19 protein-coding genes and 1 other annotated feature are annotated in these 21,307 nt (G+C 40.4%); of the genes, 3 read left to right on the forward strand and 16 right to left on the reverse strand.

Annotated elements, in window-relative coordinates:
• The first annotated feature begins 38 nt into the window (after window positions 1–38).
• Window positions 39–908 (forward strand): LysR family transcriptional regulator, encoded by an 870-nt coding sequence (locus NSS87_RS18860; RefSeq protein WP_339242053.1) that lies wholly within the window; start codon window positions 39–41, stop codon window positions 906–908.
• A 9-nt stretch (window positions 909–917) separates the two neighbouring features.
• Here the strand turns inward: NSS87_RS18860 and metG are convergent, their stop codons facing one another.
• Together metG and htpG are read right to left on the reverse strand one after the other, a co-directional pair.
• On the reverse strand, window positions 918–2,564 hold the full coding sequence (metG, locus tag NSS87_RS18865) for a methionine--tRNA ligase (RefSeq protein ID WP_339242055.1): 1,647 nt from the start codon (window positions 2,562–2,564) through the stop codon (window positions 918–920).
• A 44-nt stretch (window positions 2,565–2,608) separates the two neighbouring features.
• Window positions 2,609–2,870, reverse strand: a binding site (T-box leader).
• Window positions 2,871–3,005: 135 nt separating this feature from the next.
• Entirely contained in the window at window positions 3,006–4,886 is a 1,881-nt protein-coding gene (htpG, locus tag NSS87_RS18870) for a molecular chaperone HtpG (protein WP_076286274.1), read from the reverse strand.
• A 282-nt stretch (window positions 4,887–5,168) separates the two neighbouring features.
• Here htpG and NSS87_RS18875 point away from each other — a divergent pair, with 282 nt between their 5' ends.
• Entirely contained in the window at window positions 5,169–5,579 is a 411-nt protein-coding gene (locus tag NSS87_RS18875; protein ID WP_339242057.1) for a VOC family protein, read from the forward strand.
• Here NSS87_RS18875 and NSS87_RS18880 read toward each other — a convergent pair.
• A complete protein-coding gene (locus tag NSS87_RS18880; RefSeq protein WP_042189369.1) occupies window positions 5,562–6,437 on the reverse strand; it encodes a LysR family transcriptional regulator in 876 nt (291 codons plus the stop codon). The genes NSS87_RS18875 and NSS87_RS18880 overlap by 18 nt on opposite strands.
• Before the next feature lie 121 nt (window positions 6,438–6,558).
• Between NSS87_RS18880 and dapA the strand changes: the two genes are divergently transcribed.
• Window positions 6,559–7,455: a 4-hydroxy-tetrahydrodipicolinate synthase gene (gene dapA / locus NSS87_RS18885; RefSeq protein WP_339242060.1), complete on the forward strand. Its 897-nt coding sequence runs from the start codon at window positions 6,559–6,561 to the stop codon at window positions 7,453–7,455.
• Between the two features lie 568 nt (window positions 7,456–8,023).
• Here the strand turns inward: dapA and NSS87_RS18890 are convergent.
• The 13 genes from NSS87_RS18890 to rny form a co-directional block, all read right to left on the reverse strand.
• Complete coding sequence (locus NSS87_RS18890; RefSeq protein WP_339242062.1) at window positions 8,024–8,824, reverse strand: phosphotransferase; 801 nt, start codon at window positions 8,822–8,824, stop codon at window positions 8,024–8,026.
• Window positions 8,825–9,224: 400 nt separating this feature from the next.
• Window positions 9,225–9,782, reverse strand: coding sequence for a hypothetical protein (locus NSS87_RS18895; protein WP_339242064.1), 558 nt, complete (start codon window positions 9,780–9,782; stop codon window positions 9,225–9,227).
• A 737-nt stretch (window positions 9,783–10,519) separates the two neighbouring features.
• Entirely contained in the window at window positions 10,520–11,848 is a 1,329-nt protein-coding gene (locus NSS87_RS18900) for an SMI1/KNR4 family protein (RefSeq protein ID WP_339242066.1), read from the reverse strand.
• A 19-nt stretch (window positions 11,849–11,867) separates the two neighbouring features.
• Entirely contained in the window at window positions 11,868–12,377 is a 510-nt protein-coding gene (locus NSS87_RS18905; protein WP_042189378.1) for an endonuclease V, read from the reverse strand.
• A gap of 928 nt (window positions 12,378–13,305) precedes the next feature.
• Window positions 13,306–13,581 carry a hypothetical protein gene (locus NSS87_RS18910; RefSeq protein WP_339242067.1) on the reverse strand — a complete coding sequence of 92 codons (276 nt, stop codon included), beginning with the start codon at window positions 13,579–13,581 and terminating at the stop codon, window positions 13,306–13,308.
• 111 nt (window positions 13,582–13,692) lie between these two features.
• Complete coding sequence (locus NSS87_RS18915; protein ID WP_339242069.1) at window positions 13,693–14,049, reverse strand: hypothetical protein; 357 nt, start codon at window positions 14,047–14,049, stop codon at window positions 13,693–13,695.
• A 318-nt stretch (window positions 14,050–14,367) separates the two neighbouring features.
• The gene (locus NSS87_RS18920; protein WP_339242071.1) at window positions 14,368–14,553 is read right to left on the reverse strand and encodes a hypothetical protein; all 186 of its coding nucleotides are present in this window, start codon (window positions 14,551–14,553) and stop codon (window positions 14,368–14,370) included.
• 138 nt (window positions 14,554–14,691) lie between these two features.
• Complete coding sequence (locus NSS87_RS18925; protein WP_339242073.1) at window positions 14,692–16,047, reverse strand: DEAD/DEAH box helicase; 1,356 nt, start codon at window positions 16,045–16,047, stop codon at window positions 14,692–14,694.
• A 271-nt stretch (window positions 16,048–16,318) separates the two neighbouring features.
• Window positions 16,319–16,891 (reverse strand): phosphate propanoyltransferase, encoded by a 573-nt coding sequence (locus NSS87_RS18930; protein WP_339242075.1) that lies wholly within the window; start codon window positions 16,889–16,891, stop codon window positions 16,319–16,321.
• A 138-nt stretch (window positions 16,892–17,029) separates the two neighbouring features.
• Window positions 17,030–17,995: a membrane dipeptidase gene (locus NSS87_RS18935; RefSeq protein ID WP_339242077.1), complete on the reverse strand. Its 966-nt coding sequence runs from the start codon at window positions 17,993–17,995 to the stop codon at window positions 17,030–17,032.
• Window positions 17,996–18,143: 148 nt separating this feature from the next.
• Window positions 18,144–18,404, reverse strand: coding sequence for a stage V sporulation protein S (locus NSS87_RS18940; protein WP_019910496.1), 261 nt, complete (start codon window positions 18,402–18,404; stop codon window positions 18,144–18,146).
• A 200-nt stretch (window positions 18,405–18,604) separates the two neighbouring features.
• Window positions 18,605–19,399, reverse strand: coding sequence for a TIGR00282 family metallophosphoesterase (locus NSS87_RS18945; RefSeq protein WP_042189389.1), 795 nt, complete (start codon window positions 19,397–19,399; stop codon window positions 18,605–18,607).
• A 142-nt stretch (window positions 19,400–19,541) separates the two neighbouring features.
• Window positions 19,542–21,083 carry a ribonuclease Y gene (rny, locus tag NSS87_RS18950; protein ID WP_042128807.1) on the reverse strand — a complete coding sequence of 514 codons (1,542 nt, stop codon included), beginning with the start codon at window positions 21,081–21,083 and terminating at the stop codon, window positions 19,542–19,544.
• Window positions 21,084–21,307 lie beyond the last annotated feature (224 nt).

Here is a 21,307-nt window from a genome sequence, read left to right on the forward strand (position 1 = left end):
CATACGATTAACATATCTCAAGTTCGGAGGATTTTTTTATGGATATTAGACAGCTTAAATATTTTATGGCTATCGCTGAGGAAGGGCAGATTACTTCTGCAGCCAGAAAGCTGCAAATGGCTCAGCCTCCGCTCAGTCAGCAGCTTAAGCTGCTTGAGGAAGAACTAGGCGTCAAGCTTGTAGATCGAGGTCCGCGCAGTGTACAACTTACCGAAGCAGGAGCCATTTTGCGTGACCGTGCCCAACAAATTCTGGAACTGGCTGATTCCACCGCCCGAGAGCTCAATGATTTTGTCAAAGGCTTAAAAGGAACTCTCGCCATTGGCACTGTGTCTTCCTCAGGAGCGACCCTGCTCCAAGATCGACTATGTGAGTTCCACAAAACGTATCAAGGCGTTAAATTTGAAATCCATGAAGGGAATACCTTCAGAATCATCGACCTTTTGAACAAGGGCATTGTCGAGATTGGCATTGTCCGGACACCCTTTAATGCTACAAATTTAGAATGTCTTTACACACAAGCTGAGCCTATGATTGCCGTAATGACTCCAGAGTATGACTGGAAAACAGATGGAAACTTTGTTGAGATCGGTGAGTTAAAAGATAAACCGCTCATTATCTACCGCCGTTTTGAGCAGCTTATCCGGGAAACCTGTCTTGAGAATGGTTTTGATCCGCTAATTTTCTGTATGAATGATGATGCGCGAACAACACTGCTCTGGGCAAATGCTGGTCTCGGCATCGGAATTATCCCCAAATCCGCTTTCGAATTAACGAGTAATCGTAATTTGATCTATAAAGAAATCAGTAGTGAGTCGCTTCGCACGCGGGTCGCCGCCGTCTGGATCAAGGATAAATACTTATCATCACTAGCTTCCAAGTTTATTGAAAGCTTTAAGAATGGTTAAGAATCTTCGCTATTTATTCACTTGTTGTTGAACTAGTCTATCCTCCTCTTCTTTAATACAAGTAATATCAATTCGTTCAAACAACAATTGCAAATCAGTTACCTGTTGATAAGGGGGAACTGAGCAGGGCTTCCATTTCGGTAGTTCAAGCGATAAGAACCCCCGAATCTTCTCACAAGAAAAGGGTAGAAACGGATGCAGCAAATTCGCCAAATTAGCAATAATCTGCACACAAGTAAATATTGAATTATTACAAGCTTCCCGATCCTCTTTTACCTGAATCCAAGGCTTTTGCCGATCAAAATACTGATTTGCCTTACGTACATAAAAGAAAATATATTCGAGCGCATCCTTCAAATCTCCCGCTTCAATTAGGCGTCCTGACTCCAGATACAAGAGGTCAATGTTATCGCTCCACCCCTTATCTAACTTTCCACTTGGCACGATCCCTTCATAAAACTTATCTACAAAAGCCAATGAGCGATTCACAAAGTTACCAAATGCTCCAAGCAGCTCACCATTATGACTATAAATAAACTCTCTCCAGGAAAAATCCGTATCCCGCTTCTCAGGCCCGTTGGCAATTAAGAAATAACGAATAGAGTCTGGATGATACCGCTCTAGAATATCAGGTACCCAGACTGCCCAATTACGGCTAGTGGAGAACTTCTGCCCTTCAAGGGTTAAATATTCGCTGGATATAATCCGATCCGGTAAATGTAGTTCTCTTGCTCCTAATAAGACGGCTGGCCATATCAGGGTGTGAAAAGGAATATTATCTTTACCATGGACATAATAAGCGGTGATGTCCTCTTGTTCCTCTGACCAAAAATCCTCCCAGCTCCGCCCAGACTGTGCAGCCCACTGCTTACTGGCTGATAAATAACCACTTACCGCCTCAATCCAGACATAAATCTTCTTGTCTTCAAATCCAGCTATAGGAACATCTACACCCCAAGATAAGTCTCTTGTTACCGCGCGGTCCTGCAGTTCTTCTTTTAAATAACGTTTGGTCAGTTTTATAGCGTTTTCTCTCCAAAATTGTGCTTCCTCTACATATTCCGTTAATTCAGATTGAAATTTAGATAAGCTAAGATAAAAATGTTCTGTCGGTCGTTCTGTCGGTGTATTCCCACATAATTTACAGACTCTGTCTAACAAATCGGCAGGATCTAGAATCGTAGAACAATAATCGCATTGATCTCCACGCGCCCGCTGTCCACAGACTGGACAAGTCCCTTCCACATATCTGTCTGGCAAAAATCGCTGATCCGCCTCACAGTAACATTGCGCTATGTTTTTTTTATATAAATGACCATTCTCTAGTAGCTTCGCAAACAACTCTTGCACGACCTTATGATGCTGCTGTTGATCCGTTCGAGTATAAAGATCATAACTAAATCCCAGCTGTTCAAAACACTTCAGAAACTCTTCGTGGTATCGACTTGCAAAAGCTTCGGGTGTGATCCCTTCATTAGCAGCCTGAACCGCTACAGGTGTGCCATGACAATCGCTGCCTGACACATATAAAACGTTATCCCCCTTGCTGCGAAAATAGCGTGCCAGCACATCTCCAGGCAACACACTTGATAATCTTCCAAGATGTAAAGATCCATTCGCATACGGCCAAGCACCGCCTATAAACACATTACTCATTAACCTTCTCCTCCTTTTTTTAGACAACAAAAAAACTCCCATCCACAAAGGACGAGAGTTCTACTCACGTGTTACCACCTAATTTTATAAATGCCTCATGACATTTACCTCTTCAGGTACGACGTTAATAAACGTTTATACCCTAGCACTGTAACGGATGCAGGTTCCGGCGCAGCCTACAACCCAAAAGGTTTCGATGCGCAGCTCTGAGACCATATTCCCAAGGTTTTTCTTTACTCCTTTTCAGCGACCGGAGCTCTCTGTAGAAAGAATTGCCGTGGTACTCTTTCTCTTCTTTGCCTTTGAATATTCAAGTTACTGGAAATAATACTTAATTTATCGAGTAAAGTCAATACATAAGCTCAAGCACCATGAATTCGTCATAGTTTTTATAAAAAAAGACCACCCAATCGTACAATTGGATGGTCCCTGTAGTTTAAATTATTTCATGATTTTGCAAATATCATTGGTGAATTGAACAGGATCACTAACTTGCAATCCTTCGATCAGCAGAGCTTGGTTGTACAGCAGGTTCGTGTATAAACCGAGCTTCTCTTTATCGTTCTCAGCTGCCGCTTTCAAAGACTGGAAGACTTCGTGATGGATGTTGATTTCGAGTACCTTATCCGCTTGAACCTCTTGCCCATTCGGCATCGATTTCAGGATTTTTTCCATCTCGATTGTCAATTCGCCTTCAGCTGAGAGGCATACCGGATGAGTCTTTAAACGTTTGGAAGCTTTAACATTCTTCACTTTGCCGGACAAGATGTCCTTCATCGCTTCAAAAAGCTCCTTGTTTTCGTTCTCTTCCGCTTCCGTTGGCTTGTCCGCTTCGTCTGCTTCGATACCCAGATCACCACTGGATACGGATTTAAATTCTTTTTCTTTATAAGACATGATCATCTTGATCGCAAATTCATCAATATCATCAGTGAAGTAAAGAATTTCATACCCTTTATCCGATACAAGCTCGGTCTGTGGGAGCTTTTCGATTCTGTCGATCGACTCTCCGGATGCATAGTAGATATACTTCTGATCTTCTGGCATTCTTGACACATATTCGTCCAGCGTTACCAGCTTCTTCTCCTTGGAGGAGTAGAACATCAGCAAATCTTGAAGTGTATCTTTGTGCATTCCATAATCGTTGTACACACCAAACTTAAGCTGTCTGCCAAAAGCGTTATAGAACTGCTCATACTTCTCTCTTTCATCCTTCAGCAAGCTTTGCAGTTGACTCTTCACTTTATTCTTAATGTTCTTAGCGATCAGAGTCAGCTGACGGTCATGCTGGAGCATTTCTCTGGAGATGTTTAGCGAAAGATCCTCTGAATCTACCATACCTTTTACAAAGCTAAAATAGTCAGGCAGCAGATCCGCACATTTATTCATAATCAATACACCATTGGAATAGAGCTCAAGACCTTTTTCATATTCCTTTGTGTAGTAGTCAAACGGTGTATTTTCTGGGATGAACAGGATTGCATTGTACACTACAGCACCATCGGCACTGATATGAATATGTTTAAGCGGCTTATCGAAGCCGTAACGTTTCTCTGCATAGAAGTTATCGTAATCTTCTGTAGTCAACTCGTTTTTGTTCTTCCGCCAGATTGGCACCATACTGTTCACGGTTTGTTCTTGAACAACTTCCTCGAACTCGTTCTCTGTGCCTTCTTTTGGCTTTTGCTCCTTCACGTCCATTTTAATTGGGAAACGAATGAAGTCAGAATATTTTTTAATGATGGATTTCAGGCGATACTCTTCCAAGTATTCATCGTATTGATCTTCTTCAGTATTCTCTTTAATCTTCAAAATCACTTCAGTACCTACAGAATCCTTCTCGACAGGCTCGATAGTATAGCCATCAGCGCCCTTAGACTCCCATTTAAAGGCCTCGTCGCTACCAAGCGCCTTACTGATCACAATTACGTCATCTGCTACCATAAACGCAGCATAGAAGCCAACACCGAACTGTCCGATGATATTGTGACCATCTTTGGCTTCGTTCTCTTTCTTAAATGCAAGAGATCCACTCTTCGCGATTGTTCCTAAGTTATTCTCCAGCTCTTCTTGTGTCATCCCGATACCTGTATCGGAGATCGTCAAAGTTCTGTTCGCCTTATCGGCAGTCACTTTAATATAATAATCTTCTTTATTGAAGACCAGGCTTTCATCAGCTAATGCTTTGTAATAGATCTTATCAATTGCATCACTTGCATTAGAAATCAACTCGCGCAGAAAAATTTCCCGTTGTGTATAAATGGAGTTAATCATCATTTCCAGCAATCTTTTCGATTCCGCTTTAAACTCTTTTTTGGCCATGAATAAGTAAATCTCCTTTCAAAATAACATCTTGTCCAACATTTCGTGATTAGCACTCTTGTTAGATGAGTGCTAATTCTTCTTTTTATATAACATAAACTGATTTTGAATGTCAATATTTACAGCGACTTTCTTTAAAGAATGCTATCTTTTGCATACAAATTTAAGATTTTATTGATCATTAATGACCCACTTGCGCGTAGGATGATTCTATGTTTTAAATAGACTAGAGCATAAATTCCAAATAAAGGGTTATCATTATCAAACCTAGGAGGAGTTCGAATGAATAAACAAGCGCAGTCCATTGTAAATTCTTCAGCAACAAGTCCCATTAAGAATTTGATTGGCAGTGTATTTATCCCCGTACACGATATTGAAAAAGCCCGTAGCTGGTATTGCCAAGTCCTAGGACTCCAGGAAGCAGATCATCCGATTATGAACGGTCATTTATGCCCGTTAACTATGCAAGGAAGCACTGGGATCATTCTGGACACCATGCCCATGTGGGGAGGTTTAGAGCCTGAAGGGGCTCCTCCAATTACAACACCTGCTCTTATGCTTATAACCGATGATTTGCAAGCCTCTTTCAACTACATAAAGGAGCTCGGTGTAGAGATAGTAACCGAAATTCAAGATCAACAATGGTTTGTGGTGAAAGACCCTGATGGGAATAAACTAATGATTTGCAAGTAACATTTGCGTTAGAAATTGCAATGGCTGAGACTTCCACTTCTTAGGATGCATCAAAAGCTGCAGATCAAAATGAATTTCTTGATGTGCGAAGGGCAGCTCAGCCAAGTTCCCCCGCTCAATTTCTTCCTCTGCAACAATTTTAGGTAATAATGCAATCCCTAACCCATTCATAACACATCGTTTGATCGCTTCTAGATTCGAAAGCTCAAAACCAATGCGGAATATAATCCCGTGCTCTTTTAACAAATTCTCGAACAGACTCCGATAAATACAGCTCTCTTCAGAAACAATTAATTCGCAGTTATTTAGATCCTGTAACGTTACTGTATCCATCTGGGCAAGGGGATGGTTAATGGGAGCTATCAACACGAGCGGTTCATCTCTAATGATCGTACGATCAAGCAAAGAATCCGTAGTGGTACGATCGAGCATCAAACCGATGTCTACTTCCCCATCTTTTATTTTGGCCAAGAGGTTAGCTTCCTGCATCGTTTGTAGATGGATATCAAGTTTCGGAAATTTCGTCCTCAACTGCTGTAAGTAGGGTGGCAAGTAGAAAGCAGCTAATGAATCAATCGTACCAATCGTTAGCGTACCTCCAATTTGCTGGGCGATGGTTTCTTTAGAACGATCATACAGATCCAAAATCTCCACGAATAGCTTCAACAACTCTTCTCCAGGCGGGGTAAGACGCAGCTGTCGACCATGCCTTTCTATCAATGGCACTCCGTATTCCTTCTCTATTTTCTGTATTTGCATCGTAACACTCGACTGCGCGTAACCCAGCTCTTCAGCAGCCCGTGTAAAGCTCTGACGTTTAGCTACCTCGCGGAATGTTCGTAAATAGGTTAAATCCATAACCTCACCCTAACATCAATATTTTTGATGATACACATCATTTATTATAGCTAACGACGATGCAACATTCCATGGTAAAGTGTATGTAGAGGAATTAAAATATTTTGGAGGCCGATAATTTATGCTTACAGAACAACAGATTTATGGAATTTATGTCCCCGTGGTCACCCCGTTCAATGCTGCTGGTGAAGTCGATCTGGATTCGTATCAGCGTTATGTAAAGAACATTATTAACAACAGCATACAAGGTCTGGTCGTTAATGGAACCACCGGTGAATCGCCAACTGTAACCGTAAATGAAATGCAGCTTCTAGTAAACACTTCTCGTGAGCTTTTACAATCTACATCTATCCCCTTAGTAGTCGGTACAGGAACCAATGACACAGCTTCTACGGTAGCACGCACAGAGATCGCAGCTAACCTTGGTGCAGATTGCGCACTAGTTGTCGTCCCTTATTATAGTCGTCCATCGCAAGAAGGCATCATTGCCCATTTCCGCAAAGCAGCAGAAGTAGGTATTCCGATCATGGCTTATGACATTCCAAGTCGTACTGGTACTGCTATGACCCTAGACACTGCACGCACAATCCTAGAAATGAATAATGTTGTCGGATTAAAAGACTGCTCAGGTAACACCAAAATGGTTACTGAGCTAGTTCGTACAGGTAGCAAACCTGTGCTTGGCGGCGACGATTCACTCTTTTATGAAATGCTTAGCTCCGGGGCAGCTGGCGGTATGCTTGCTACTGCGAACGTTTATCCAGCAGAATGTATCCGTATATTCGAAGCCTTCAAATCGGGTCAATTCGACTTGGCAAAAGAAAACTTTGAACAACTACTGCCGATCATCCGTCTCTTGTTCAAGGAATCGAACCCCGCTCCAATCAAATGGATGCTTAGCCAGAATGGCCTAATCAATTCGGATACGCTTCGCCTCCCAATGACTTCCATCAGCACAGCGCTTCAGCAAGAGCTTAGTTCTTATGTTCAGGACAATGCAATTGAAGCGACTGCATAAGAGAAAATATAACAGCCGTTATACAGTGAGGAACTGTTTAGCGGCTATTTTTTTGTAAATTTAAATTCTCTGTAACTAATGTTCTGATATTATCTATTCTTCCCCCTCTTCATCATAAGTTCACTAATACGCCCTTCAGAAACATCTCCTGCCATATTTCCAAATGCGATGGCTAGATAATCAGGATAGTTTTTCCTGCCGAACATCTCACTTAAATCTTCTTGTTCGGTGAAAATAAAGTATTAGACTGGAGTTGTTGATTTAACGGGGGTTTTGAATTGGAGATTACTCAGTTTTTAAAAAATTAGTTTTAGACTGATTCATTAAAAGAAGCAGCGGCAGAACAAGACTTGATAAATAAAGTCTTAGACTGACGCTGTTATTGAACTAACGTTCCCCGTTAGTTTAACGAAATGACAAGCGGGTCCGACGGACTTCGCCATGCAGAATTGTATGCCTGATTGCTCTTCCTAGAAATGCTTCGGACAGCATCAAGGAGTAAATGCGACTCAGCAGGAAAACGGTGTTACAGAATGTCAACGCCTTCTTAGGGTTACTACTATATAAATCACAATAATAAAGTATCGATGATTTGATGAAATTTCATTCTATTCTCGTCTAATTCAGATATTCCATATCCTTTCATAAACTCATCTATTTCTTCTTTCCTATCTGTATAATAAGTAAGACTTTTTACAAGATAATAAATATCATAGTATGGATCTGATATCCCTGATCCTCCTAAATCAATAAATGCTTCAATATGTCCATTATTTATCATAACGTTTCCAGATCCATAGTCACCATGGGTAAAAACTAATTCCTCTGTCGACGCTTTATTTATCTCCAAAAAATCAATCAGTTGCTCAATAGTATGATTGGGAAATGAGTTATTAATAGCCTCTATGACTTCATGTTTTCTCTCATTAATATTTTTTTTGACCATATCAATCAGTTTTTCTGGCAAAAAATCATTGAAAAAGCAATTATCAATGGGAACATTGTGTATTGTTTTTAAACCTTTTCCTAAAATATAGCCTAGACTTTTATCTCCCTCTTCCTGCTGGTATTCTTCCGCAGTACAACCTTCTATATAGGTCATAACTAAATATTCCTTTCCATTCTCCAACTGATAACTTATTACTTTAGGAGAAGGAATCACATCATTTACCCATTTCAGCCTTTCTGCTTCGTCCATTAAACTTCCAGAATCTTTAACGTTTTTTTCTTTCAGTACATATTTTACAGAATTATAGAACTCTAAAATGTACAAAGATTGATAATGTCTTCCTTTTTCAATGATTGTAGTTTTAAGTAATTCTGACTGATTTACTAATTTACTTGGCATTGAGAATCGGTTATTCATCATTTTGTACTCCTCATTTGTGTATCTTGGCGTTATTTCCAATAACGTCTTATTCACGGACTCTATGAATAATTTCATATGTAGGGTATTCGCGAAACTTTTAAGCTAAACTGCCAGTTAGTTGAACAGAGGGCTACCTCTCGGCAGCCCTCATTATTGAACTTTAGTTCCTCGTTAGCTTAACGACACGATAACATAAAAATCCCAATATATGGTACAATGTTGTTGGAAGTTTGAAAGTCATCAATCTAGCATTAAAAGGGGGCTGCTGAGAGTTGAGTAAAGAATTCAATTCCAAAACTCTCATAAATTTTACTTGCTACATTTACAGTAAGTAACAAGCCAATAGCCAAAAAAACAATTGATTCAAGCAATATAACAACATCTTTTTTTAAGCCTTGAATTACGTCCAATATTGCTCTTCAATCTTCAGATCCTTATGTCTCTTATCTACGTACTCATTCTCACTAATTATTTCTATTTCATTAGAATCAAAAAAACTAAGCAATCTCAATCCTTCATTTAACAATTCATCTTTATATTGTCGGGAAAACTCTGACCTTTTAACTGGGTCTGCAAGTTGATCATCGTAATCAAATACAATATATTTAAGGGCTATCATCCTAAAAAAGGAATATCCATTACAATACTCCCTGTAAATGTGTGAACAAGAACTAATGAATTCCTCCTCAATATAAACAAATCGATTTAATAGATCTCTGATCTTAAACTCTTCAACTGACCTATAATTAAGAATTTTTGTAAGTTGCCCTTCTAATTCATCCATCACATATTTAGAATTATAATTTAGATTAATCAATCTAAAATAGACATCTTTACCTAATGATTCTTCAAGTATCTCTTCTTTGTCATAAAGCCACTGTTCAAATTCCTTTGTTGAAAGTTTATTCCTCAAGACTGAGTGAAACCATTCTATAATTTCTTCATTGATCGGATCCATGATTTCAATCCTTTCCTTGCACCGCGGTTTCATATAACGCCTTATTTACGAACTTCGTGAATTTTCTTATGTATGAAGTATTCTTCGAAATGCTTACGCTCTGCTGCCCGTTAGTTGAATAAATAAAAAACGGCTGCCGAAGCGACCGCTATTCCACTAACGTACCCGTTAGTGTACTTTCATTCTATCCTAAAACAGAAATGCAAACTAGTGTTCTTGTTTCTGTGTTTATATAATCAGGGGTTTCAGACAACGTCTTATTCGCGAACTTCGTGAATAATTCCGTATGTTGAGTATTCGCGAAATTACTGAGCTATCCTGCCCGTTAGCGCAGCAAGGCTGCCAATCGTGCTGGCAGCCTTGTCATGGTTGAACTATCGTTTCCCGTTAGCATTCCTGTAGAGCGTTATCTATCGTCACTTATCAAGCTGACAAATTTCACGAATAAATGAGCCTTCGTGAGAAAACTTAATAGATCTTTGGCAATCGGTACACATTCTTGACATTGTACATTGACAAGAATATGTACCGATAAAACAATAAAACCACGATTTACGCGGTAATTAATCGGCTTATATTCTTGTCATTCGACAGAAAAATAAGCCCACGGTGTAAACCGTGACCTGCCTAAAACTAATTGGTTTTTGGTCTTGTAGATATTAGACCCACTAACATTTATAGGATAAAGTTTGATTTATGGTCATGCATCCGCATTGTATGAATAATGAGTAATTAAATTATTCTTTGTCAAAATAATCATCTGGCAAATTTAATTTTTTCAAACAACCTGTAAATTTTTCTCTGAAATTAATATTGCTTTTATATTCCGGCCATGCAACCTTATAATGACGCAATAACTTCTCATGAGGGATAACGCCCCAAAATAAAATAGTGTTTTTCACAACCTCCTTATCGCCACCCACTAACATCTGTTCAATAATTTCCCAACTTTCCGATTTGTCATTGCAATTGCGTGTGGCATAGATTGCGGCAGATTGAATATTCGAGTCGGTGTGGCACAAAAAGGACGCAAAGTTCTGAAGTGTAATCGCGCCGGAAGATTCCAAAACATACCCCACATGACGTAACGTTTCCGAATCGTGAACCCTGTCAAGACTTTGCAATATCACTTTTATAAATTCCGCTAAATCAAAAGATTTACCGTACCAATTCAGAATCATTAAAGCTTGTAAAAAATCTTCATTTCTTTCAGAATACAACAGCTCCAGAAGATAGTCTCTTCCCGCATCAAAAGAGGTTTTGCAGATTAGCTGAATGGCTGTGGTGCGATCATTTTGTCTTTGCTCAGCAACGCTCCTTAAAAAATCAATGGTTGGCTGCGAGATTTTCTTAAACTTGAACATTCCATCAAGCGCTTTTGATTTGATTTCTTCGTTTGGGGCGTTTAGATAAACCTGTATCAACGCATTTTCATCGCCCGGCATTCTACTGCCAAACCACGCGATATCATAATCCAGAATAATTTCGTCCAGCCAGCGCTCATACCAGTCCAGAAAGTTGTCTTCATAGACAAAGAAAAAGGGATGATCAGGATAAAAAACTGCAGTGTAAATGATTTTCCCCCTGTGTTTCCCTTCAAGTACGAGATACATATCGTATTCACAGCCTTGTGTACCAATGCACAACATACCGCCCATCACCCTATCACGGGCGGCGTCGTATTCCGGGTCGGAGATGTCTTCATCACTGATCAATGGCTCGATCAGATGGTTCCATTTTTCTTTTGTCATACTCGGGTGTAGAACGCATTTTGTAGTGAATGCATTTCTTTCGGTATAGGAAGTTGCTTTTTCAATCGAATAAATCCCGTAATAAGGCCCGGCACCTCCATTTCCGACTTTCGTTAAAAACTGGGCATAAGGCTCCGGAAGTGTGACTTGATTCTTTGCTTGCCAGTCCGCAAGCTCTTTTGCTGTAAGCACTTCATAAACCTTGTATTTATGTGAAGATGCTCCAAACACCAAAAAAGCCGTATCTTTGCGCATGGCCTTTTCGAGTTTGTTTTTTATTCGATCAAGTTGTGTTTCTTTCTTCCAAAACAACATATTGAATCCCCCCTGTTGATTATAGCCGGGCTTCCTTCGTTTGCTTATCCAGCAATTTCAGCAGATGCGGAAATCGGTATTCTCCGTACATACTCTGTATGTGCTCGGCAGCGACTGCTAGCTCCATGCCGACAGAGGTTATATACAAAGGCTTGGAGCTGTTGCCTCGGTAAAGCTTTTTGACAAAGGCTTCGTTGTCGTGAAAGGCATTTTTTGCAACACCGATCACTGGAATTTCCCCTGAAAAATTTGTGTAAACATAATGTCCGAGCCCGGGCTTTTTCTCATTGTTTAAGTACACATAGCCATCCACAACAATGGTATGTATTTGATTTATGTCAGTAAGTTTCAACAGTTCCTGTATGCAAGGGAGCTCTCGTTTATAGAAAAAACCCGTTTCGTATTTGTGAGGGTTTTCCGTATAAGACATGATGACTTCGAGTGGTTTAGAATCTTCCCAACATTGAAAAATAACCCCCACTGATTTCGCTTTATTTTCCTCATAATACACATCGACAGCGATGATCATTGATAGCGATTCCTTCCTTTAAGCTCATTTTAAGCTATAGATTATAGCCAATATATCACATTTTGCCGTGCAGGATGATCTATAGATTATCCCAATACCACCACTCCACCAATCTAACCTATCAAGGGGCGGGTAGTATTTATTCTGCCGCAGGCGCAGCACAGAAAAAATCTCCACCCTAAAACCCTTGACAGGCTGGATTTTTGACGTGCCATTTCGCCGCCGACAACGGGGAACAGGATTTTATCCTGCCCCCGGCCTCCTCCAAAGAATAGGATAGGGTGTAAATGATTGAATCTAAATGTACAGTTTTGCTTGGATAAGATTGTACAAAACGCTTGAATAATAACAGAGAATTAAGAATCTTTGGCTCTAACTAACGCCATCCGCTCTCGCTCCAGTTGTTGGCATATATAGAGTTGGAATGGTTTTGTTTCACAAACCATTCACTTCTATACATGTAATATTCACAGAAAACTATGTACAAGAAGCTCACTTGTACGCATATAATCCTAGAAAAGCGCTTAGCAGCTGTTTTTAAGGATTATACCAATCATTTTAGAACATTCTTACACAAGCAAATATGTACATCCTTATATCAGCATTTACAAACTATCCTCCGTTAACTTAACGAAGAAAGGAGCAGCTGCCGCGGTGGCAAACTGCTCCCAGGATCTCTAGACTAACGTGTCCCGTTAGTTCAAGAAGAATCGTAAACATTTCACTATTCCTTTACTTCGGTTAATTTCAATAAAACGCCCTTTTAACTAACCTGCCCATTAGCTTAAAGCCATTACCGCAAAGGTACCATCGACAGCAATATTACTACTCCTGTTTAATTTTTGATAATATATCATAAAAAAGACTATCGAATGGACTTGTCGATAGTCTTTTTTGGGCTATTTTTTGAATGGACGCATTGTTGCAGCTATTCCTTTAGGGCATCCACATATTGCTTCGCTTCTAATAGTGACAAACCAAGCACTTCTCTCGCTTTTTTAACAGCCGCTACTTCCTTGCCGTTACGTACGAGCTGGAGAACCTCATTTTGAACAAGATGTGGGGGCAGACCTTCAGACTTGGCAATTTGGTCAACGTTTACGTGCATTGTTTTGATACGAGCTTCCATGGCACTTACTTTGTTATACACAGTTAAACATACAACTAAGGACACAAGTGATATCGTAATTGATAGGTATTCCATTTGCGACACTCCCTTCTATCTCTTCTTTTATTCTAAATGAAGATGTCTGGTTCAACAAATTTATGTCGTGTCCTATTGAACTAACCTGCCCGTTACCTTAATAACGCAGTGTCAGTCTAATACTTTATTTGCCGAGTCTAACACTTTATTTTTCAGTCTAAAAACTCTATTTTCATTTGACACTTCTCTCTCACATTTAATTTTCTCGCAGTCTTCAATAATGAACTGAATCTCATCCGCTGTAAGCTTAGCTTTTTTCGAAGAAAAATCCTTTTTTAAATTGTTGTAGACTTTCTTATTATTTTTGAGCAATTTGAACTCATATCCCATACTACTAACATAAAAATGTTTTGGCTCATGACTATCAATTCCATAACCCGAAACTTTAAGTATAGTTAGATATTCTAAAGTTTTATTTTCTATGTATGCAGCAGTGGACCTATGATGTCCGTCAATTAATGTACTCATAAAACCTTCATAAAAATATGCGAGCCCAGTCATAATCTCCCCATTTTTAATTTGCTCCCTATATTCATAACTCTTTCAATGTTTAAACAATCGATTCGTTGAGAAGCTAAAAGGAATTTTGGAATCACAGTGCTTGAATGGTACTTGTAAAAAACATCAGCTGACGCATTATACGTTCTCCTCTTAGTAAATAAGTTCCAAAAAACTCTCCTTCTCCGTTAGTTGGTATCATTTCTATATAAGACATCAGGTAATAACCATTTTCTAGAATACTCAGTAGAGGTTTAACCTTTTCAAATGCAGTACTAAGGTCATTCCCTACCTCTTGTGAATCTTTAACTTCATCAATCGCTCACCAGAGTTATCCACCCCAAATTTAGTTATTAACTTTCCACTCCCATTATTTACTCGAAGTAACAAAGCATCCTTGTCCCATGAGTTAAAAATACTCGGAATGATTTCTTCGCATACGATCGAATTAGGTGCCTTAAATATCTTCTTCATAACTTCCACCCCACCCTAATATTACAAAAACTATACCATATCTTGAATTCACCTTATCATCAACTAACAAAAAAACCATCAGATTTCACTGATGGTTTTGAGGTCTTACTATAAAAAACGTACAGCGTTCAAAGTAACTTATCTGCTGCTCGTTTGTCTTCCTTTAGTGAACCACTCGGACTTTGGCTTTAATGGAGGGTTAGACTTAGGTTTTGCTTTGGCAGGTTTAGATGCCGCTGGTTTTACCCCCGCTGGTTTAGCTGTTGATGGTCTGGAAGTCGATGGTTTAGAAGATGCAGATCTCGAACCTGACGGTTTCGAAGATCTTTCTGTCTTCATTTGCGTTTTACGAGACATCGGATACGGATGATCCTTCACTTCTGGAATCGATTTTCCGATCAATTTTTCAATATCCTTAAGGAACGGAAGCTCTTCAGATTCGCAAAAAGATATTGCCGTTCCGCTTAACCCAGCTCTACCCGTACGACCGATCCGGTGCACATAGGTTTCTGGAATATTCGGCAAGTTGAAGTTGATTACATGTGATAACTCATCAATATCAATTCCTCGCGCGGCGATATCCGTAGCTACAAGAACGCGGGTTGCACCACTTTTAAAATTCCGCAATGCATTCTGACGATCATTCTGCGATTTATTGCCGTGAATGGCTTGTGCAGAAATGTTCACTTTCGCTAGATCGCGTGTAACACGGTCCGCACCACGTTTTGTACGAGTAAACACCAGCGCAGAAATGATTGATTTATCCTGTAACAAAAGATTCAATTGATTCTGCTTATTTCCATTCTCTAATAAATAGATCGATTGATCGATTCTATCCGCAGTAGATGACACGGGTGTGATTTCTACTTTTACTGGATTCACAAGCAAGGTTTTGATCAATTTGGAGATCTCAGTAGGCATCGTTGCCGAGAAGAACAGTGTTTGTTTCTTCGTTGGCATTTTAGCGATAATTCGTTTTACATCATGAATAAAGCCCATATCTAGCATGCGGTCAGCCTCATCCAAGACAAGAATTTGGACATACTGTAAATCCACACGTTTTTGATTGATCAGGTCGATAAGTCTTCCTGGTGTAGCAATTAAAATATCAGCACCTTGATTCAAGGCACGCTCTTGTACTTTCTGTGATACACCGCCAACAATGGCAGCAGAGCGGATATCTGTGAATTGGCTATACGCTTTTATGTTATCAGCAATTTGAATCGCTAGTTCTCTTGTCGGTGTTAAGATCAGCGAGCGAATACGTCGCACATTGTTTGTTTTGTTGGGACTTGTTTGTTCGCTTAATAATTGAATGATAGGTACAGAAAAAGCAGCTGTCTTTCCTGTTCCCGTTTGAGCACATCCAAGTAAATCTCTACCTGCTAATACAGCTGGGATCGATTGCTCCTGTATAGGTGTAGGTGATGTATAGTTTTCTTTGGTTAAAGCCTTTAAAATCGCAGGCATAATATTCAGTTCGTTAAATGTCATTGGGTCTCCTTAATTTCTAATACATATATTCTTAACATTAAATCCATTTGTCACGTCATAAACAATAATCATAACACAATTAGTCACATAATAATAGATATTCTTTATCATCACACCAATTTTCATTAAAAATCCATTTCAGGATACCAGTACAATTAATAGCTAATAAGAGCTATGCAGCCAAGTATGCGTATCAGCCAAATAACGTTTCCCAACACACAACAAAAAAAGCGAAGGATTTCTCCCCCGCTTCTTATCATTCGTAAGAAGACTAGTCTACGATTTCAGCAGTGTCGCCATTGTTGGCACCAGCAGCATTAGCTTCGTCAGTATCAATATGCATATCAAGTTTGAAGCTGTCGGATACACGAGCAATTACGTTCTCCAATACGAGACCGCGGTCGCCACCGAGACGGACTTTAAGCAATTGCTTATCTACAATGCCCCAAGCTTCAGCTTCAGAAGTGTGGAAGTGAATGTGACGAGCAGCGATGATAACGCCTTGTTCTAATTCAACTTCACCAGCAGGTCCTTTGAGCGTAATGCCAGGTGTTCCTTCAATATTTCCAGATTCGCGAACTGGAGCTTTCACGCCAAGTGCGAAGGAGTCAGTACGGGAAATTTCTAATTGGGAAGCCGGACGAGCAGGTCCCAAAATTCTTACCTTGTCAAATTTACCTTTGCTACCGATAACTGCTACTTGTTCATTTGCTGCAAATTGTCCTGGTTGGGAAAGTGGTTTGAACTCAGTTAATTGATATCCTGGGCCAAACAGAGCCTCCACGTGCTCTTGCGTAAGGTGAATATGTCTAGCCGACACACCTACGGGTACAGTCTTACTCATTGTAAAGTCACTCCTTGTATTTTCTCTAGTATCTGTACAAGCCATTAACCATTATACATCTTCTTACCCAAAAATAAAAAGGGCTGCATCATAACGAAGCCCCTTTTTTCGACAATTTATGTTTTTTGCACAAGATTGTCATGGTTTAGACACCTGAGAGGGCAAATTTACGCTTAAAAAAGAGGTCGCATTCTCATACATCCAGCCTTTCACAGTATCCTCTGGATAATAACGGAGCAGCTGCTCTATAAGATCAGGGTATTTTCCCGGATGCTCCAACTTCTCTACCCAAGTATCGATGCCGTCAAAATCCGAGCCAAACATCATATGCTTCTCACCGCCGAGACTACATACATGTTCAATGTGCTTTAACAAATCATCCATACGAGCCTTCCCATCATCACTTACAAACCAAGGATAAAAGGTCAGACCCATTCTTCCATCCATTGCAATCAAAGCTTTAATCTGTTCATCATTTAAATTTCTAACATGCCCACATATAGCCGCAGCATTCGAATGGGAAGCAATAAACGGACGATTGCTTAAATCAGCCAACTCCCAGAACCCCGCTTGTGACAAATGCGACACATCAAGCAGCATTCCACTTTCGTTGCACCATTCTATCAGCTTTCTCCCTTTTTCCGTAAATCCACCATTACGCTTCTCTAGCACACCATCTGCTGCCCAGTTCGCATAATTCCAAGTCACACCAAGAAACCGTACTCCAAGTTCGAAGCAGAGCTGAGCATAAAACAAGTTCCCTTCTAAGCCGTCTACGCCCTCCAGAGAGAGCATTGCTTGTGGAGGTGCGCCTACTAATCGATTCCCTACTTGCTCCTTCCACTGTAACCACTGAAGCCCATCTGTGTTCACTATCTTTTGCCTAAAGAGATCAATTTGCCCTAGAACATGTTCAAAGCTTGGTTTTCCTCTGTTAGTTGAAAGATATATTGCAAAACATTGCAACTCCACTCCGCCAGAAGCCAGCCGCTCTGCAGTAACATCTAATCGAGGATCATTGTCAAAATTTATATCCGGGGAGGCTTGCATTTTGCTTAGCACATCACAATGGAAATCCGCTACTTTAAACTTATCAGCCCTCATTTTACAACCCCACTTTCTCACTGTCCCAGCCGTTCATATCATTTCCAAATGCCTATTTCAGATACTATGCAAAAAAACGCCAGACTATAAATCAAAAGCAAAAAACCTGTTTACAAAAGTAAACAGGTTCAATCATTCTATAGGTCTATTATCTGGGTTCAACAATCAGTTTAATCGCGGTTCGATCTTCCCCATCAATCACTATATCAGTGAACGCAGGAATGCAGATCAAATCTACTCCGCTTGGTGCAACAAATCCCCGGGCAATGGCAACTGCTTTGACTGCTTGATTCAGTGCTCCAGCTCCAATAGCTTGTAATTCGGCCGATCCACGTTCACGAAGAACACCCGCTAATGCGCCGGCGACGGAATTTGGATTGGATTTAGCTGATACTTTTAATACATCCATAGTAAGTACCTCCCCTGGGAAAATAATGGTGTTCTTCCACTACTTTAGATGTTATTCGCGAGAGAAGAAATAATTCCTTCTTTTTACGGACCACGTCTTCCAAAAACGGTATTAAAGATACTCTTTTATGATATTAAAAATATCACACTTTACCCTAACTCAGCGAAATTACCCGGATTAAACCATACTCTGTTCTACGTTTAGCTCATGACCCATTCATCTTCACGTAACCGTATCTTCTCCAGACGAGTCGCCGCACCAGTATTCTCATCTAATTCTGCAAATAAACCGTGAAGCTGCCACTTGCCTTCATCGACAACAAATCGTGCTGGAAGCTGAGTTGTGAACTTATAAAGTACTGCATCTCTTTCCATACCCAGAATTCCTTCGCTTGAACCAACCATTCCCGCATCGGTCAAATACGCAGTTCCTCCTGGTAAAATCACATCATCATTTGTCTGAACATGAGTATGTGTCCCAACAACAATCGATGCGCGACCATCCATAAAATATCCCATGGCGATTTTCTCAGAGGTTACCTCTGCATGGAAATCGACTAAAATACATTTGTGATCTCTGCGAAGCTCTTCCACAATTTCTTCCCCGACACGGAAAGGACAATCGATAGCAGGTAAGAAAGTCCGGCCTTGCAAATTTACTATTGCCAGTTCTTTACCGTTCCCTTTAACGACTGTATAACCTCTTCCCGGTGTTCCTGGCGGAAAATTAGCGGGACGAATAATCCGAGCCTCATCATCGATGAACTCAAAAATATCTTTGTTGTCCCATGTGTGGTTTCCCATAGTTATACCGTGAACGCCCCAGTTAAAAAACTCATTAGCGATCGCCTTGGTGATCCCTCTACCGGCAGCAGAATTTTCACCATTAACAATAATGATATGAGGCTGATATTTACTTTTTAGTGAGGGCAACATCTCACGAAGAGCCTTTCTTCCAACATTTCCAACGATATCTCCAATAAATAGTACTTTAATGATTCTCTCCTCCTAATCTTAACCGCTATATCTAATGGATAAGACCTCATATTCAAAAGAAAAAAGGCCCCGCTTAGGGGCCAATTCTCAACAAATATAAGAAAGTATAAGTTACATCTTATCCCTTAACCTTATATTCCACCTATTTAGCGTATTCAACAGCCCGTGTCTCACGAATAACGGTAACTTTGATATGTCCTGGATAATCCAGTTCACTTTCAATCATTTTCGTAATATCGCGAGCTAGACGGAATGCCTCTGCATCGTCAATCTTCTCTGGCTGTACCATCACGCGTACCTCACGGCCCGCCTGAATAGCAAATGATTTCTCAACGCCTTCGAATGACTCTGAGATTTCTTCCAGTTTTTCTAGACGTTTAATATACGTTTCCAGTGTTTCACGGCGAGCGCCAGGTCTTGCTGCTGACAATGCATCAGCTGCACCAACCAACATAGCAATAACCGAGGTAGCTTCGCAATCTCCATGATGAGACGCGATACTGTTGATAACAACCGGATGTTCCTTATATTTCTTCGCTAGTTCAACGCCGATCTCAACATGCGATCCTTCTACTTCATGATCCAGCGCTTTGCCGATATCATGGAGCAATCCTGCACGTTTTGCAAGCACGATGTCTTCCCCAAGCTCACCGGCCATCAGTCCAGTTAAATAAGCAACCTCCATGGAGTGCTTCAATACATTTTGACCATAGCTTGTACGGAATTTCAGACGACCCAGAATCTTGATCAAATCTGGATGCAATCCGTGAACACCCACTTCGAAAGTAGCTTGTTCACCATATTCGCGAATTCGTTCGTCCACTTCTTTGCGGGATTTCTCCACCATCTCTTCAATTCGAGCGGGATGGATACGTCCATCTGCCACAAGCTTCTCAAGTGCCGTACGGGCCACTTCACGGCGGATTGGATCAAATCCCGACAAAATAACTGCTTCCGGCGTATCATCAATAATGAGGTCGATACCTGTAAGAGTTTCGAGTGCACGAATATTACGGCCTTCACGACCGATAATCCGCCCTTTCATCTCTTCGTTCGGCAGGGTAACAACTGAAACTGTTGTCTCCGCTACGTGATCAGCTGCACAGCGTTGGATAGCGAGTGTGATGATTTCACGGGATTTCTTATCCGCTTCCTCTTTCGCCTGCTGTTCAATCTCTTTGATCATTTGAGCCGTTTCATGGCGAACTTCTTGCTCAACATTGCTAAGAATAATACTTCTTGCATCTTCGATGCTTAAATTGGAAATTCTCTCCAATTCAGTGACTTGGTTTTTGTAAATAACATCAATTTGCTGTTGGGTTTCATCAATTCGTTTCTCTTTGTTAGCTACTTGTTCTTCTTTTCTTTCAAGCGATTCCATTTTTTTATCCAGAGATTCTTCCTTTTGCAGCAAACGTCTCTCTTGCCGTTGGATTTCATTCCGACGTTCACGAGTTTCTTTCTCAGCTTCAGTACGGATTCTATGGACTTCGTCCTTAGCTTCCAATACTGTTTCTTTCTTCAGCGCCTCTGCGTCTTTCTTCGCGTTCTCCACGATGACTACGGCTTCTCTTTCTGCGCTTTGAATTTTAGCTTCTGCAAGGGATTTACGAATAAAATAACCGAACCCAAAGAATAATGCAGCTACAACGAGAACGATAATGACCCAGATCCATGCTTGCATCTGTTCACCTCCTCGTTGGTTCCTCTCCAAGGTATATCCCTGGGAATTGTGCAGTTGTTAAACTATCCGTTCATCACCATACAAAAAACCGGTAAATAACCGATTGCCATACTGCACATGCTGCACATGCACACTGCCCGCCTTATCCGGCGATTACATTTCATATGAGTTGTACGCGAACCGTTTTAAAAAGTCACCTTTTTGGGAAGGAAAAAGGATTCTTA

The sequence above is a fragment of the Paenibacillus sp. FSL F4-0243 genome (genome assembly GCF_037963295.1).
In the GTDB taxonomy this organism is placed as follows: domain Bacteria; phylum Bacillota; class Bacilli; order Paenibacillales; family Paenibacillaceae; genus Paenibacillus_AQ.